Here is a 15239-nt window from a genome sequence, read left to right as displayed (position 1 = left end):
ATTATGTAATTTTTTTAATGTTTTTGTAAAAATTATGTATTTGTTATAGAAGTATATTATGATTTATCATTTTTTCTGAAAATATTGATAAATCACGACAAACCTTTTATAATTTTTGATGAGAGAACTCGATGGGGATTTTATCTTTGTTTTTTATCTACAAAATACGACGATACATATACAAATTTTTTAAAGAAATTATTATTTTTATCATAAAAATGTTAAAATATCGAGTATTTTGTAATATTGCTTATGACCGACAATTAGGGAGGAATAAATTTGTACAAAGATAAGACAGACTCGTTAGATCAGGAATGGATTGATTTAATACTTGAGGCGCTTGATGCAGGAATTGCAATTCAAGACATTGAACATTTCTTCCAAAATATGAAGCAATCCACGCAAGCCTAAGGCATTGTTCTTTTTAGAGAAATTTATGCTATAATAACATCATAAGTGGATATACATTTACAGAAAGGTGCGCAAATATGATTGGAGAACGTATAAAACGCCTTCGCTTACAAAGAGGGATTTCTTTAACAGAACTTGCTGAAAAGGCCGGTGTTGCAAAGTCCTACATTAGCTCCATTGAACGTAATTTACAACAAAATCCGTCCATTCAATTTTTAGAAAAAATCGCAGCCGTTCTGCAAATACCAATTGACACACTTCTTCATGACACAACACCGTTAGAAAATCAATTAGACTCTGAATGGACACACCTTGTTAAAGAAGCAATGAACTCTGGTGTCTCAAAAGAACAATTCCGTGAATTCATTGAGTTTAGTAAATGGAAACAAAATCAAAAATAATGTACATGAAAAGGAGGATATATGAAGATCCTCCTTTCTCTATCAAAAAAGCGGGAAACTCCCGCTTTTTTTCTGTATTTATCTTTCTTCTCCATCAGCTTGACTTGCATTAAATGTCCATTCTAAGTTTAATGTATCGCCTTGGAATTTATTTTGATCTTGTCCATTATCTTTAAATTCAAATTCTACCCATAGGTAGTCCTCTGTGTTTGGTTGTAGTCCTCCTTCTTCCCCCCACTCTGGAGCAAAGATATCCTTCGCTAATAAATCAGGATCCGCTTTTTGTAAATCTGCTAAAGTTGTTTCATAAACTGGTTCGCTTTGTTTATCCCAGTTCCAAATAAATTTCACATTAATATGACTCGCAAAGTCTTCCCCTGCGTTATCACCCTTCGCATCTACAGTTGAGTATTTCGTTGCTAATTTCACATCTTTAATCGCGATAGAACCACTGTTCTTTAATAAGAACTCTTTCTTAACAGAATCTCCTGGCTTCAAATCTTTAATGTCTACAATCGTCTTAGGATCCAAAGTAAGATCTAAAGTACCTGCAGCGAATGTATTGTTCGATACTTCTTTATCGCTAAAAAATGCAAACGTTCCTCCGCCAATTAAAGCAATCCCTAATGCCGCTGACGCAACTCCCATGCCTAACTTTTTCTTTAAACTCACTTTTCCATTCCTCCTAGATTTTTTTTATTATCCCTTTCCATCATTCAGAGATATCGGATAAAGCCATAGTCTTTCTACCTCGCTCCTCCACTCAAACTATCTCTAATATCTGTTCTTTAAAAAGTTGTTTCACGTTCATTATAAAGAACATTTTATTTAAACGCAATCTTTTCATTTAAATTTTTTATTTTCATATGTAGACAAAAATACAGCGATTCAATAGAAACACTCTATTTGCTTGTTGCTTCTTTTAAATGAGAGTCAACATCTTGTTCAGATGGTTGTTCTTCTTTATGATGAGACGGCTGTTCTGTCGCTGTTGACTCCGTAGCCGTTACATGCTCGGCTTCTTGTTTTTCTAATACATTTGCTTGTTCATGCAATTTTTTCCCTTTTTCCGCATCGACTTGCTTTTGAAGCGTTCGAATTTCTTCATCAATTTTTTGAATTCCTGCAGCTTTATCAACATTCTTACAAATCATATTGATAACATTTAAATTCTCTTTGACAGATTGAAGTTGCTCCTGTGAATGGCTTTCTTGTAATTGATGATAATACCCTTCCATTTCTATATATATTTTCTGTAATAACTCGCGCTCGAAAGCAACTTTTTCACGTTGCTCTTTCCATGAAACAAGTCTGTTTTCAAGTACTTCTATAGATGCTTCTTCTTCTACTTCTTTTTTCATGTTTTCATATACTTGTAAAATTACTTTCTCGTGCTGCTTTGCAGTTTGTTTCAACGTGTATATGGTTTTCGGAAACACAGGAGCTGCAGCGATCGAACCTTGCACTTTTTGCTCTGTTACAAAAGCTGCTTCTGTATGAGTGACAATTTGAGCTCCCATATAAAAAGCTACAGAACACATACATGGGAAAACAAGCATCATTTTTATTCTTTTTAACGCTTTAGGCATTCTACCCTCTCCTATTTACATCTATCCATTCTTTCAAAATAAAAACAAATACCTTTAACGAAAAAAGCTATCAATTTGATAGCCCTTTCTTCACTTTTCCTCCCCATTTCCTTGCTGCGCATCAAATGTCCACTTCAATTCGATTGTATCGCCCTGAAATTGATTTTGATTTTCCCCATTATCAACAAATTCAAAGCGCACTTTAAAGGAATCTTTATGCCCAGCCCTAATCCCTTTTTCATCCAATGCTTCCGCAAGTGAATCATTATTTACTGGTATGGATGGCTTTCCTACTAATTCAGATAATTTCTTTTCCTTTATCATGTTATGGCCCTTATCTGTATTCTTTAAGATTGTAACTTTTATGTGATCTCCAAAATCCTCTGTATTATCACCTTTTGTATCTTTCACTATATATTCGGAGTATAAGAAAACTTTCTCAATATTGAGTGTGCCGCTATTCACCAATTCAAAATCACGTATAATCGTATCCCCGGGTTTTATATTTCCTACTTGAATAATCTCCGTAGCCGGCTTTACTGTTAAATCTAACGTGCCTGCCGCAACCGTATTGTTCGTAACTTCCTGATCGCTAAAATACGCAACGGTTCCGCTCCCAATTAACGCTGCTCCCATCAGTGCCGATCCAATCCCTAGTCCTAATTTTTTCTTTATGGTCATATCCATATCCCCTAAGTGTCGTAAAGACTTTCTATCCCCGTATCTTTATACAGATTGTCCTACATCTGCTGACTTATTTTTCTTCTCTTTATCAATGCTACGAATTGCACTCGAAATAGAGAATACCGAATACCCAAGTAAGAAAAGTCCTGGAATAATTAATAGAAGAGCTGCTCCTGCCTTTGAATTTGCATAATTTAACAAATAACCAACATACGGAACTGTAATATCTTCATACTTCCCTATCACATTTTCCGCTAATACAGGCTTCATATCTGGTCCGTTGTTATTATCACCTTTTGTTACATACATCACTTTTCCATTCGCATTTTGCACATCAATAATACGGTGCGTAACAATTTTCGTATCACTTTCCTTAAATGTAATAACATCTCCCTTTTGATACTTAGAACCATCTTTCGTTGGTTCAATCGCAATTACAGAACCCGTTAAAAACGTCGGCTCCATCGAACCAGATAGTACCGTTTTAAATTGATATCCCATAATAGTTGGCTCCCCGCCACTTGCCTTAGAAGAAATCACAACAAAAGCTAAAAAAACCATTAATGCGAATAAAACAAACGAAATCACATTACTCATTATCTTCCAAACAAATTTCATCGGTCTCCCTCCTCTTTTTCATATATATGTAAAAAAATAGAATACTTTATCTTGTTCTTTAAAAAGAACTCAATTTAATACTATAATGAACAACTCGAAAACGCAATAAAAAATAGGCAATTCATCATTGCCTATTTTTCTTCTGAAACCGCATTCTTTTTCGATTTTCTCGTAATATATATACCAAGTAATAAAAGTATAATCATACCAATTCCAACACAAGCTGCAATCCCTTCAAAAGAATACGTTTGTCCCGTTTTTTCTATCTTCTCCTTCGCTGCCGCAAACTGCACATCTTCTTTTGAAAGAACATGAATGCTTGCAATCGTTTCATTATTCTTTGTTATATCTACAGTTCCCACTACCTCACCGCGATGAATTCCTCTTTCATATAAAGAATCTGTATCTACAGGAGCTTTTCGAAAAACTGTTTTTACATTTTTTCCTTCCCCTTTTTTCAGCATCAGTTCTGCACTTTTCTCTAATTCACAATCTATATCTCTATCTAAATACGTTGCTCTTTCATGCCAATAATTCTTATCGAGTACGAGCTGTTTCGTAAACTGCGGAAATGCATATTCAGCCATCTGCTTCATATCTTCATAGATTTCCGGCTTTTGCGAAGCCATCACAACATTAATAATTCGATTTCCATCTTTCTCATTTAATAAAACAAGCGTGTTACGTGCTTCATTTGTAAAACCTGTCTTTCCACCAATACTATACGGATTCTCAAAATAATTTGCTTTATTAAAAATAGAAACCGTTTGTCTAGAAGTTGTAACCGTCGTACGCTTTGTATTCATCGCCTGTAAAATTTCAGGATACTTTTGTACACCTCTCGTAATCATTGCCATGTCGTATGCGGTCGTATAATGATTTGGATCGTGCAAACCATTCGGTGTAACAAAATGACTATCCGTCGCGCCAAGCTGCTTTGCCTTCTCATTCATCATATGCGCAAAGTTTTCTATACTTCCTCCAATATGCTCCCCTATCGCATACGCGACATCATTCGCACTCAGCACCATTAAAATCATTAGCGCCGTATTCCGATCTACCGTCTCTCCAGCTTGAAACTCCAGTTGATAATTACTCTTCTCCTGGTCTAATGCCGCTTGTGAAAGTGTAAATTGCTCTTCAGGCTTCGTATGCTCCATAAGTAAAATAGCCGTTAATACCTTTGTCATACTAGCCGGAAACGCATGTTCATGTGCATTCTTATCATATAGCACATCCCCCGTCTTCGCATCAATCGAAACAGCAAACTTTCCAAACACATTTGGACCTTGTCCAGGTGCTGGTGCTGGCTCCATTCCCGTCTCTGCATGTAATGGTAACGGGGTAACAAAGAACAAACATATCACCAAAACAAAAAACATAATTTTCTTACATTTATCCATATAAATCTCCCTTTTTTCGTAACTTATATATAAAAATCACTAACCCACCTTTGAATTGGAAACAAACTGGAAAACAACCATCATTCTTCACTATATCACACTTTTACAATAAAGTGAACGAACTATTTATGAACAATCCAAAACAAAAAAGCAGGATTTACTCATTCTGATCCTTCTTATCATGCAACAAATCTATGAACCGATTCCTAGCTTCCTCTTCCGTAACCTCATCGGTCATTCCCATAAATGACCATCCCCTTCGAACCAACCTAGTTCACTAACTCCTCCAAAAACTCATCATGCGTCACATCCACATCTAAAATCGCACCATAAATCGAAAACGTTCTATTTCTAGGCGCTCGCATCTGAAAAGATTTTTAACCATACGGATCGCGCCGCTTTTCCCCACAAAAATTTTACAGCATCCACAGCTCATTCTGTTACATCGTATTTTCACTCCATTTGTAAAAGGATTAGTCATCCAAACAAAAAAGTGAAAAATTCTAAAATTTCACACTTATATATTGATTTCACACCAAAATTCTATTACAATGAATCATACATTCTACTACATATCCATGATCCCGTAGCTCAGCAGGGAGAGCGCCACCTTGACAGGGTGGAGGTCGTGAGTTCGAGCCTCTCCGGGGTCATAAAACACAGTAAAATGGTGTTCTATCAACGGGTAGAGTGCTATTTTTATGCGATGATTTAGCCGACAGGATTGCGGTACACCGCCAAACTGTATGTCGGTATGGAAACCTCCTATTTCGTTACAAAACAGAAAAGGGGGGTTTTTGTTTGTCTTCTAATCGTTTAAGAGGGAAACGTCTGAAGCTATTCACAAAGAAAGCACGGATAAAGTGAAACTTTAATCAGTGGGGATTTTCTTCATCCCCCACTGATTATGAGCCCTCACCAATCGGACTGTTACGGGCAGTAAGACTCCCACCTATCTTCCTTGCTTCTCTCTGAATCTTGAGGTGGGAGTCTTACTGCCCTAAAATAGTAGGATAAGGAAAAGTGTACACCAATAATGATTTCTGAAAGGTAATTCATCGACGAAGAGATATATGGTCTGAATGATACCTTTTTGAAACAGAATGCTCCTAGGAAAATATAGCCAATTATTGTTATAATTAAACTTGGAATATGTTTTTAGAAAGGCAATAAGGAGTTGGTATACTTCTGCTGCACTCTTCCCGATATATTTAGAGAAATATAGAAAGGGGTATACGATGGGACAATTTCAAAGTAATTTTCAAACGGCAAAACAAATTGCTACTCAAATGGGGAATGCTGGGGATACCATTCAAAATGCAACAAATCATTCTATAAAAAAGGCGACGCGTACAACACTATCTGTTAATTCCAAAGCACAAGAGGCGAACCAACAAGCGGTGAATAATATTCATTCGGTAGCCCAAGAGTTCGAGAGAATGGATCATGAACTTCACAATACTTTTCGCTAATGTGACAACCTACGTAAAGGTAAAACGGCGGGAGGAAAGAAATATATGCGATTTAAAAAAAATCCAGAAGATCCGGTTTATCAGTTCTTAGCAACAACATTTCATCAAGATACATTTTACGAAGAAGCACTTCAAAAGTTACTTGAAGAAGAAAATACGGAATATTTACAAGACGCTATTATTTTTCTAACTGAATTTATTCAAAGCGATTATAGTAATACAGAAAAAAATGAATACATACAGTATGTTACAGATGGAATATATTTTGACGGGTTAGAAATGACACCATTAAAATGGCTTGAACAAACAGTTAAAATGATAAAACAAGCATTAAAAAGCACTTAATAAAAAATCTACAGCCAAGCGAAAGATAGAAGTAAAAGTGCGTTCGGTCATATCAAGGGCAATCGGTCGTTCCGGCGATTCCCGTTACGAGGATTGGCAAAAGTAACGATTGAATTTGGGCTGATTGCCATAGCCCACAACCTCCTCAAACAGGCGAAAAAAACAGCTTGTTTGAGGTAGAAAATCAAAAAAAAATAACAAAACTAATTATTTATGTTCCATATATCGTTTTAAATAGAAATAGCCTTGTACAAAACCATGAATAAAATACTCCCGTGAAGATAAAGCACAATAATAATTTATCGCATCATTAAGTTCATCACGTTTAATTTCGTATTGTTCATAATCTCATTTAATGTACTTTCATATTCTAATGCAAACTTAAACTCAGCGAATTTTTATCTATCAAAAATTTGTTCAGCAACCTGAGTCAATATATCCTGCATGCCTGCTTCATACATTGTTGTAGCGTACTCTCCTATTATGTTACAATAAAGCCGTATATTAACATATATTTACGTGTAATCTAGAACATATTTAAGATGAATAAAAGAGGGGATTTAATTGGATAAAGGAACCAAATACAAATGGATTACAATCCGAGTAATTTTAGAAAGAATGCTGATTGAAGCTTTCATGTTAGGGTTAATCACTTTAATTGTATATAACGTTATTAAAGACATATATTCTATCAATCTGTTTTCATCGATATCCTCTATTCTAAAACCAATTCCTTCAGAAGCTCTAACTATCATTTTTATATTTATCATAGCTAGAAATTTCAATAAGCGTTATAAGTTTCATAGACTGCTTGATTTTTTCGAGAATAACAAAAATAAATATAAAAATCCACAAGCTCATATTGAATGGTGTATCGCAAATTTAAATGGCCAAATAGATTCTTTGAAATTGAAGGTGGATATATTAAAGTCATTTTCTCCAATCCCCATTCTCATTCTCTTTATAGGCAATTTGTTTGAAAAAGGAACTTTTATCAACTTAAACTCCTTTAGCATAACAGTTTTAGTGATTATATTAGTTTATTTTGCTTGGTTAATGAATGCTTATAATCAATTTGTTACTATTAGAAAAGAACTTGTTCATTTTGAACAAGAAAAAATCATATTAGAAAATGAAAATTTCTTTGATCAAAAAATTCGTAAACCTAATTATCTTCATAAAGACTTTAAGAAATTCGAAAAAACTTTAAATAAATTAAGAGAACCTTCTATTTCAACAGAAGAAAAAGATGACTCCAATTCAGTTTAAATAACATTTACAATTTTCACTTATTCTTAATCCATTGCTCTTTATATTGGTAATAAAACATGACTATACGGATTGAGCACATTTTGTATACTTCACATTTACCCTTAGCTTTTAAAAAGAGATTAAACTCTCTAACAAATAAAGATTCGCAAATACATAAAATATTTAATCTATTAATTTTCATATTCCTGTAGTAGACTAAAAAAATAATTCTTAAGCTATTTTTTATTCACAACAAAAATCTGATCAAGATTCTGGTCAAGAAATTTCATTTTCCTATGTTACAGGATTTGCATAAAAAAATGTAGAATACTCTATAGGCCCTTGATACAACTACGTTTCTACTCGATGTTCCCGAAACGTAAAATATAGGTTTTTTATCTTGACAGGGTGGAAGTCGTGAATTCGAGCCTCTGACATACTGATAGAAACCGTGTCAAATCAACGTTTGATGCGTTTTTTTCTTTTGTAAACTTGTATTCAAAAGGAGTCGTGATCACAAGTTTGGTCACATTACCTACAAAATCTCTTCTATTTTATTAACTACATCTTCTTGCATCGTTGGCAGTACATGCGAATAAGTGTCTAATGTGATTTTGATATTACTGTGTCCTAAACGCTCGGAAATTACCTTCACATTCACACCTTTAGCTAATAGTAAAGTCGCATGGGTATGACGTAAATCATGAAAGCGAATCTTTGGAACAGCTGCTTTCTTAATCAAAGCGTTTAAACTTCTCCTTAAATTAGCAGGGTTAATTGGTGTTCCAGAAGGAGTACACATTACCAAGTCATTGTCTTGGTATTCCTCACCTTGAGTCAGCTTCTCTTTCAATACGACTGCTCTATGTTTCTTTAGCTTTACTACTGTTGATGCAGGCAATAGTATCTTTCTTAAACTTGATTTCGTCTTTCCTCCAAGTAAGAACGTCTTTCCATCATAGCCCTAGCAATTCAACTGAGCACCCCCCAGTTACAAGAGCCAAATGATTCGCCATTTATTCCTCCCTCTCCTTTGAGTCTAGAGTGCCTGTATAAATTGCGAGAATATTTATAATATTTTTGATAAATATTCCGATACCCTCTTCTTTATCCAGATTATGTTATACAATTATTAAAAATTACATATATTAGGGATGGGGAGGATACTATGAACGCTTCATTAAAGGGGAATGAACAAATCACACAGTTATTAAATGATTGGTATGTAGAGATTCGTGCTAGACGAATAGAGAATGCACACAAATTAAAAGAAGAGATTAATACTAACATCCAAACTATTGAGGAAGACCAAAACCTATTCATATACTATTCTCTTCTTAATTTTAGATATCAATATTTGGTCGATAGCTTAAGCATCTCTAAAGATAGCTTTAAACAAAATGATTCTTTTGCAATACCGGCAGATAACTTCTTAGCATATTATTACCACTTTTTTAAGGCAATTCATTCAAATATAACTGGCAGTCACACTATTGCTAAAATGCACTACGAAAAAGCTGAAGAACTTTTAAAACATATACCAGATGAAATTGAAAAAGCTGAATTCTATTATGAATTAGCTATTTTCTATTGTCACACTCAAAAGTATCTTCTTACGATTAATTATTTAACGAAAGCTAAAGAAGTGTTCTCTAGGCATAAAGGATATGAATTGAAAGTTGCTTTTTGTAATAATCTATATGGACTAGCATGTACCCATTTAAAAGAGTATGAATTAGCAGAGGAACATTTTCTTTCTGCAATAGATACATTCCAAAAAGAAAAGCAAGACTCTTATATTTTAATTGTGCGTCACAATCTCGGTTTAATGTATGCAAACCAAAATCTTTCTAGTCTAGCTATCCGCTATCTATCTGAAGTCAATCAAAAGTTAACAACTGATTACAAGGCCATTTTCATTCAAGCTAGAGAGCATTTCAAACTAGGGGAAACAAATATTGCTTCAAATTTAATTGAAAAGGGATTAAATATTTGTAATAATTTATGTAATAAGGGCTATATACATCATTTTACAATTTTAAAACTACTGAACGATAATGCCTCTACAGAAGATTTAGAAAAAATTGTTGTAGAAGGATTATCCTATTTCGAAAAAGAAGAATTATATGAGTATGTGGAAGAATATGCTGAAAAGTTAGCATTAAAATTCTATCAAGAAGACAATTACTCAAAAGCAAGCAAATATTTTTATACAGTCAGCAAAGCTAAAGATAAAAATTTTAAAAAAGGAGCATTAAAATGAAAAAAACAGTATTAAGTTTACTTGGAGTTTTGACAGTTTTAACTTTAACTTTCGGAGCATCTTCTTCATTAGATGTTCAACAAACCGTTGAAATCATTGCATACACACATGGACATACTGGTTAATTCGTTGTTTATTATTTTACAAACTATAACACAAAAAGAAAGTGGCAATTATGGTGGCCACTGAAAAAGTCCACTCATAATAAAAAGGAGTCTGTTATATAGATAACGAACTCCTTTTTCATTCTTAATATTCCAATAAAATGCGTATTGGTTTTTGTTTTAATTATATAGTGTTATTGGCAGTTCAACCACTTATCCTATTTGCTTTTCCTTGAGAGCTTTGATAATCGCTCCAGTAACGATGAAGAGAGTCCCTCCGATAAAGAATGCTGCGCTAAGTACAAAGTACGCTGTAAGCAGATTAGAGTTAATAATGTAGTTGTATGCGTCTCCGCCTACATAAGCGTGTTTATTTAAATCACTGTATTCACTAGCCATATAATACCCTTCAATTCTATCAATACCCATATTTAGCAGTACCGCTGAAAGTATGTAAAAGATTACTGCCCAAATGATCCATTTTTTCATGATTGTATTTGCTCCTGTTATCTATCTTATTATTTAATACATGATTAAAATTGTCTGATTTTATATTTTTTAATTTTATGAATCCTGTGGTACTCACAAACATGACTGTATTTGTAGCCGAGTCTCTTATCTATTAACTTGTACTGTAATTACTCTAGAAAGCTTTCTAACTCCTTCTCTCCATTATTTCTTTAAAACTATTCTACTGGAATTAATTTCACTTGCTCTGCTGTCTTAATAATATCACCATCGCCAGTGAAGAAAGTATAATCTCCACGACCTACTGAGCTATTTCCTAAAATGGTATTTACTTTTGCTGTCCCCCTATTGCCATCAAATACAATAAAGTTGCTTCCTCTCCCTACTGCCGTAGCCTTATAACGACCAGAAGGTATATCTTTACCCACGATATATTCACCTGCACCTAAAACCCTAGGCTCTTCCTGCTTAGCTTTAACACCTTCTGTAAGTTTCTGCAGTTCGCTTTTCTTAGCTTGGATATTCACATCTAATTCAGTGACTTCACTCTTCTTAGCCTCTACATCTTTGCCTAGTTTATCGACTTCTGATGCTAATTGATTCTTATTGTCTACTAGAGCCAAAGTCTCTTTCACTTCAGCTTTCTTGTCATCAAGCTTCTTTTGCTCTGCATCAATACCTTCTTTGATCTTGCTTTTCGTATAACTTAATTCTTTCTCCTTTTCTTCTACTTTTGCTTTTGCCTCTTCGTATGTAACTTTTTCTTTCTCGATAGCAACCTTCGCTCCTCTAGCACCAATCGAGTATGAAATTACCAATCCAAAGATTAATGCTAAAGTTACCCATAACTTCTTTGACTTTACAATTTTCACATTTATTCCTCCTATCAAACTACTATATTAATATATCATATTTTCACAACGCTTATAACTTGCAAAATGTAAGATTTTCGAATCTACTATTTCCTCTATAGTTATGATGGCATCACCTCTTCCTTTAAGAAGCTTAACCCATAAGTGAACTGTACCCTATAAAATGGACAGTTTAATAAAAAGACCTTTAAATATGCTGATCTGTTTGGCGAAGCCAAGCGTAATATCCACTACGACTCACGCCCGCGAGTTCACAAAAATAACGCACCATACGAGGAAATCGGAAGCGACGAATCGTTTGTTCAATGAGTGTATAGGCTTCACGAGGTGTTAAAATCGCTTCTTCTGTAACGCCTGCCTTTCGAGTTCGTCTAACTTTTTAAGAATTCCAGTTCTGCCTCCAGAAACGCAATACTCTCTTCTGCTTTCTTTAGCTTGTCAGCAGAAGAGAGTAGTTTGGAAAAAGGGCGCCTCGTACTTCCTTTTCCGCGACGCTCTGTATAAAATCATTCCTCCCCAAATTGTTCATATGTTTTTCTCCAACGCTTTAAACATTGGTTTGGTTTCTTTTCACCGATCATCTCTAAATCGAACCCATTTTCTAAGAAAATTTGATTGGGTCCTTTTCCTTGTTGATTTTCTTTCACAGCTCTTACTTTAAAATCTGGGCAATAGCGAATCGAACGTTCTGATACTTTTACCACATTTTCATTCTTTTCTAGTTGTTTCCTTTGTCGTTCATTAAAAATCATTTTACTCATGTTCCGTACCTCACTTCTATCGTTGGATCCATTATCACGAGGTTTGCTTATAAAGGTACACAAAAGCCCCGAATCACGGATTTTTTTTAGTGTCCATGATTCGGGGTACAGTTCATTGTCAATGGAGATCCAAATTTGTACAAATTCTTAGAAAGTGGAAAGATTTCTAGACAAGGTTTAACTCATCTTATTCTCTTTACTGATGGAATTTATCCTCTTAAATATAGTGATAGTGAAAATGAAAATACTTTCATTTTTATAAGGGAAGTTATAGAAAATGGATTATCTTCGTACCTAGAAAAACTAAACAAATTTGAAGATGAAGATGTTCAGCGAAAAAAAATATCTCGCTTAAAAATTTCTGATGATAAAGCTGCTATTTTAATTAAATTTTAAAATTTGTAATCAATTTATGTTTCTGAATTACCATAAAGAGAGGGTTTCAATGGATAAACTTCCTACTTGTATCAATCAATATTTAGAATGTGGAGAAAAAATTCTAGCATATACAAATGGATTATATGAAATAGATACTTTAGGATTTCCTTATAAATATGGATTTTTTATTGCTACGGATAAAAAAATTATATTTTATACAAATCCTCCATTATTTCCTGCAATAATGGAAGGATTTTCTTATAAAAAAACATACTTCGTAGCATCAGATGATAAAATAATGTTTAGGTATGTTGATGACTTTATTAAAGCTAAATGGATTCAAATGGGTGGTGTAAAGAAATTTAGAGAAATTATTAAAACTAAGGCTACCTTTATTCCAAAATTTATTTAACAATGTTAATCTATAAATAATATTCGTTAATTTAAGATTTTAATTTAAGTTTATAAACACTTAAAGGATGGATGATTTATTATGAGGAATTTAAGAATCGGAATGGTAGGTTTAGGGGATATTTCTCAAAAAGCATATTTACCTATCTTATCAAAAGAAATAGATTGGGATTTTATAGGTGCATTTTCCCCTAATAAAGAAAAATGTAAGAGGATTTGCAAGCAATATCGCATACAAGATTTTAATAATATAACATTACTTGCTCGAGAATGTGATGCTATATTTGTACATAGTTCTACCGATTCACACTTTGAAGTAGTTTCTACTCTTCTTAACATGGGAAAAGATGTATATGTTGATAAACCTCTAGCGGCAACTATCTCAGATGCTGAAAAGCTAGTTGAACTTAGTGAAAAAACTGGAAGAAAAATCATGGTAGGATTTAATCGCCGTTTTTCACCAATGTATATAAAAGCCAAACAAGAAGCTAAAAAAGCCTCCTTAATACGTATTGAAAAACATAGGATAGATAGTGTTGGTCCTTATTCATATGAATTTACAATGATAGATGATTATTTGCATTTAGTTGATACAATACGTTGGTTAGGGAATGATGACCTCTATGTGTTAAATGGTACCATTAACGTGAATACTGAAAATCATCTTTTATATGCAAATCATATATTTAAAACATCTGATGGTACTTCATTTTGTACGACTATGCATAGGAAAGCTGGAACAAACGTAGAGTTATTAAACTTCTTAACAGAAGGCGCTTTAGTTCAAGTAAAAAACCTAAATACATTAGAGATTGAACGTGCAGGTATATTATCCACTGAATATACTCCTTCATGGGATAGTATATTAAAACAAAAAGGTTTTGAAGACGCCGTATATCATTTTATTCGTTGTATTCAAAATGATATACAACCATGTATTAATGGAATAGAAGGACTAAAATCCCAATTACTTGTTCATCAACTATTACAGAATAAGGAATAAATTCACAAAAAAACGGTTCTGGTGCAAGAAATCTATCATGCTTTTCCATACTGACAGTATGACTCTAAAAAAGGAGCGTGATCAGTATGGAAAAGGAAAATTTATTCAAATATAAGCGTTATCAACCTAAACTAATCTTATTAACAGTAAGGTGGTACCTACGGTACAATTTGAGCTTCCGTAACTTGGTGAAGATGATGAAGGAAAGAGGATTATCAATTGCTCACACAACGATTATGCGATGGGTTCATCAATATGGCCCTAAATTAGATGAGCGATTAAGGTGTCATTTTAAGAAAACCAATGATTCTTGGCGAGTTGATGAGACGTATGTGAAGGTCAATGGATGTACCTATATCGTGCTGTTGATTCAAAAGGAAATACAATTGATTTTTATTTAAGTAAAACAAGAAATCATAAGGCGCAAAGTGTTTTTTCAAGAAAGCTTTGCAGTCTTTTCATGTTTCAAAGCCTCGTGTTATAACAGTAGAACAAGATCATCGCTTTATAAAGAAACGAATCCGTTCTATGCTAGGGTTCAAATCTTTGACACAGCTACATCCATTCTTTCTGGAGTAGAAGCTATGCATATGATAAAAAGATTTACGAGAACAGTCTGTTCAAAATCAGAAAGAATTCATCCATTGATTGTTTGAACTTGTAGCATAAAATACAATTCTGTTAGGAATATGTGCGTTTTACTGGTTTTCATTTTACCTTTGCACCAGACCCATTTTATGTATGCATATTATTAAGAGTATGCTTCTATTTTAGGAATGCTTTCCCCAAAAAATGAAAGTACACT

General features: G+C 33.7%; 18 protein-coding genes, 1 tRNA gene and 4 pseudogenes. 13 read left to right on the top strand and 10 right to left on the bottom strand.

Annotated features, from left to right (window positions below; genetic code table 11):
• Positions 1–279 precede the first annotated feature (279 nt).
• Positions 280–411: an anti-repressor SinI family protein gene (locus MR059_RS11680; protein WP_011984083.1), complete on the top strand. Its 132-nt coding sequence runs from the start codon at positions 280–282 to the stop codon at positions 409–411.
• A gap of 77 nt (positions 412–488) precedes the next feature.
• The gene (locus MR059_RS11675) at positions 489–812 is read left to right on the top strand and encodes a helix-turn-helix domain-containing protein (protein WP_011984082.1); all 324 of its coding nucleotides are present in this window, start codon (positions 489–491) and stop codon (positions 810–812) included.
• Between the two features lie 78 nt (positions 813–890).
• Here the strand turns inward: MR059_RS11675 and calY are convergent, their stop codons facing one another.
• The 6 genes and pseudogenes from calY to MR059_RS11645 form a co-directional block, all read right to left on the bottom strand.
• Positions 891–1484, bottom strand: coding sequence for a biofilm matrix protein CalY (calY, locus tag MR059_RS11670; protein WP_011984081.1), 594 nt, complete (start codon positions 1482–1484; stop codon positions 891–893).
• 230 nt (positions 1485–1714) lie between these two features.
• Positions 1715–2401 carry a DUF4047 domain-containing protein gene (locus tag MR059_RS11665; protein WP_011984080.1) on the bottom strand — a complete coding sequence of 229 codons (687 nt, stop codon included), beginning with the start codon at positions 2399–2401 and terminating at the stop codon, positions 1715–1717.
• A gap of 90 nt (positions 2402–2491) precedes the next feature.
• Positions 2492–3082 carry a TasA family protein gene (locus MR059_RS11660; protein ID WP_011984079.1) on the bottom strand — a complete coding sequence of 197 codons (591 nt, stop codon included), beginning with the start codon at positions 3080–3082 and terminating at the stop codon, positions 2492–2494.
• A 45-nt stretch (positions 3083–3127) separates the two neighbouring features.
• A complete protein-coding gene (gene sipW / locus MR059_RS11655; protein WP_011984078.1) occupies positions 3128–3703 on the bottom strand; it encodes a signal peptidase I SipW in 576 nt (191 codons plus the stop codon).
• Positions 3704–3834: 131 nt separating this feature from the next.
• Entirely contained in the window at positions 3835–5106 is a 1272-nt protein-coding gene (locus MR059_RS11650) for a D-alanyl-D-alanine carboxypeptidase family protein (RefSeq protein WP_011984077.1), read from the bottom strand.
• Between the two features lie 157 nt (positions 5107–5263).
• Positions 5264–5471 (bottom strand): annotated as a pseudogene (locus tag MR059_RS11645) (hypothetical protein).
• Positions 5472–5686: 215 nt separating this feature from the next.
• Between MR059_RS11645 and MR059_RS11640 the strand changes: the two are divergent.
• The 5 genes and pseudogenes from MR059_RS11640 (at position 5687) to MR059_RS11620 (ending at position 8192) form a co-directional block, all read left to right on the top strand.
• Positions 5687–5759: transfer RNA gene (locus MR059_RS11640), tRNA-Val, on the top strand.
• 585 nt (positions 5760–6344) lie between these two features.
• On the top strand, positions 6345–6578 hold the full coding sequence (locus tag MR059_RS11635) for a TIGR04197 family type VII secretion effector (RefSeq protein ID WP_011984076.1): 234 nt from the start codon (positions 6345–6347) through the stop codon (positions 6576–6578).
• Between the two features lie 45 nt (positions 6579–6623).
• A complete protein-coding gene (locus MR059_RS11630) occupies positions 6624–6923 on the top strand; it encodes a contact-dependent growth inhibition system immunity protein (RefSeq protein ID WP_011984075.1) in 300 nt (99 codons plus the stop codon).
• A gap of 6 nt (positions 6924–6929) precedes the next feature.
• Positions 6930–7076 (top strand): annotated as a pseudogene (locus MR059_RS11625) (transposase); the annotation flags it as partial.
• 411 nt (positions 7077–7487) lie between these two features.
• Positions 7488–8192, top strand: coding sequence for a hypothetical protein (locus MR059_RS11620; RefSeq protein ID WP_011984074.1), 705 nt, complete (start codon positions 7488–7490; stop codon positions 8190–8192).
• Between the two features lie 517 nt (positions 8193–8709).
• Here the strand turns inward: MR059_RS11620 and MR059_RS11615 are convergent.
• Positions 8710–9135, bottom strand: a pseudogene (locus MR059_RS11615) (site-specific integrase); the annotation flags it as partial.
• 207 nt (positions 9136–9342) lie between these two features.
• On the opposite strand from MR059_RS11615, the gene MR059_RS11610 reads away from it, so the two are divergent.
• Together MR059_RS11610 and MR059_RS21820 are read left to right on the top strand one after the other, a co-directional pair.
• Positions 9343–10437, top strand: coding sequence for a Rap family tetratricopeptide repeat protein (locus tag MR059_RS11610; RefSeq protein ID WP_011984072.1), 1095 nt, complete (start codon positions 9343–9345; stop codon positions 10435–10437).
• The gene (locus MR059_RS21820; RefSeq protein ID WP_256941452.1) at positions 10434–10562 is read left to right on the top strand and encodes a hypothetical protein; all 129 of its coding nucleotides are present in this window, start codon (positions 10434–10436) and stop codon (positions 10560–10562) included. The genes MR059_RS11610 and MR059_RS21820 overlap by 4 nt, the downstream gene beginning before the upstream one ends.
• 192 nt (positions 10563–10754) lie before the next feature.
• Here the strand turns inward: MR059_RS21820 and MR059_RS11605 are convergent, their stop codons facing one another.
• From MR059_RS11605 to MR059_RS11595, 3 genes are all read right to left on the bottom strand, one after another.
• Positions 10755–11030 carry a hypothetical protein gene (locus MR059_RS11605; RefSeq protein ID WP_011984071.1) on the bottom strand — a complete coding sequence of 92 codons (276 nt, stop codon included), beginning with the start codon at positions 11028–11030 and terminating at the stop codon, positions 10755–10757.
• Between the two features lie 197 nt (positions 11031–11227).
• Positions 11228–11881: a hypothetical protein gene (locus MR059_RS11600; protein ID WP_011984070.1), complete on the bottom strand. Its 654-nt coding sequence runs from the start codon at positions 11879–11881 to the stop codon at positions 11228–11230.
• A 506-nt stretch (positions 11882–12387) separates the two neighbouring features.
• Positions 12388–12642 (bottom strand): hypothetical protein, encoded by a 255-nt coding sequence (locus MR059_RS11595; protein ID WP_011984069.1) that lies wholly within the window; start codon positions 12640–12642, stop codon positions 12388–12390.
• Between the two features lie 135 nt (positions 12643–12777).
• Here MR059_RS11595 and MR059_RS11590 point away from each other — a divergent pair, with 135 nt between their 5' ends.
• The 4 genes and pseudogenes from MR059_RS11590 to MR059_RS11575 all read left to right on the top strand — a co-directional run bounded on the left by MR059_RS11590 (position 12778) and on the right by MR059_RS11575 (position 15082).
• Positions 12778–13038, top strand: coding sequence for a hypothetical protein (locus MR059_RS11590; RefSeq protein WP_011984068.1), 261 nt, complete (start codon positions 12778–12780; stop codon positions 13036–13038).
• A gap of 49 nt (positions 13039–13087) precedes the next feature.
• Positions 13088–13432, top strand: coding sequence for a PH domain-containing protein (locus MR059_RS11585; RefSeq protein WP_041809544.1), 345 nt, complete (start codon positions 13088–13090; stop codon positions 13430–13432).
• Between the two features lie 81 nt (positions 13433–13513).
• Complete coding sequence (locus MR059_RS11580; protein ID WP_048722367.1) at positions 13514–14434, top strand: Gfo/Idh/MocA family protein; 921 nt, start codon at positions 13514–13516, stop codon at positions 14432–14434.
• A gap of 86 nt (positions 14435–14520) precedes the next feature.
• A pseudogene (locus MR059_RS11575) lies at positions 14521–15082 on the top strand (IS6 family transposase).
• Positions 15083–15239: the final 157 nt, after the last annotated feature.

The sequence above is a fragment of the Bacillus cereus group sp. BfR-BA-01522 genome (assembly GCF_022662635.1).
In the GTDB taxonomy this organism is placed as follows: Bacteria; Bacillota; Bacilli; order Bacillales; family Bacillaceae_G; genus Bacillus_A; species Bacillus_A cytotoxicus.
This window is presented reverse-complemented; position numbering and strand designations above follow the sequence as displayed.

Coding starts and splice junctions, on each gene's coding strand:
- MR059_RS11675 (WP_011984082.1), top strand. CDS start 489: ATGATTGGAGAACGTATAAAACGCCTTCGCTTACAAAGAGGGATTTCT.
- MR059_RS11665 (WP_011984080.1), bottom strand. CDS start 2,401: ATGCCTAAAGCGTTAAAAAGAATAAAAATGATGCTTGTTTTCCCATGT.
- MR059_RS11660 (WP_011984079.1), bottom strand. CDS start 3,082: ATGACCATAAAGAAAAAATTAGGACTAGGGATTGGATCGGCACTGATG.
- sipW (WP_011984078.1), bottom strand. CDS start 3,703: ATGAAATTTGTTTGGAAGATAATGAGTAATGTGATTTCGTTTGTTTTA.
- MR059_RS11650 (WP_011984077.1), bottom strand. CDS start 5,106: ATGGATAAATGTAAGAAAATTATGTTTTTTGTTTTGGTGATATGTTTG.
- MR059_RS11635 (WP_011984076.1), top strand. CDS start 6,345: ATGGGACAATTTCAAAGTAATTTTCAAACGGCAAAACAAATTGCTACT.
- MR059_RS11630 (WP_011984075.1), top strand. CDS start 6,624: ATGCGATTTAAAAAAAATCCAGAAGATCCGGTTTATCAGTTCTTAGCA.
- MR059_RS11610 (WP_011984072.1), top strand. CDS start 9,343: ATGAACGCTTCATTAAAGGGGAATGAACAAATCACACAGTTATTAAAT.
- MR059_RS21820 (WP_256941452.1), top strand. CDS start 10,434: ATGAAAAAAACAGTATTAAGTTTACTTGGAGTTTTGACAGTTTTAACT.
- MR059_RS11605 (WP_011984071.1), bottom strand. CDS start 11,030: ATGAAAAAATGGATCATTTGGGCAGTAATCTTTTACATACTTTCAGCG.
- MR059_RS11595 (WP_011984069.1), bottom strand. CDS start 12,642: ATGAGTAAAATGATTTTTAATGAACGACAAAGGAAACAACTAGAAAAG.
- MR059_RS11585 (WP_041809544.1), top strand. CDS start 13,088: ATGGATAAACTTCCTACTTGTATCAATCAATATTTAGAATGTGGAGAA.
- MR059_RS11580 (WP_048722367.1), top strand. CDS start 13,514: ATGAGGAATTTAAGAATCGGAATGGTAGGTTTAGGGGATATTTCTCAA.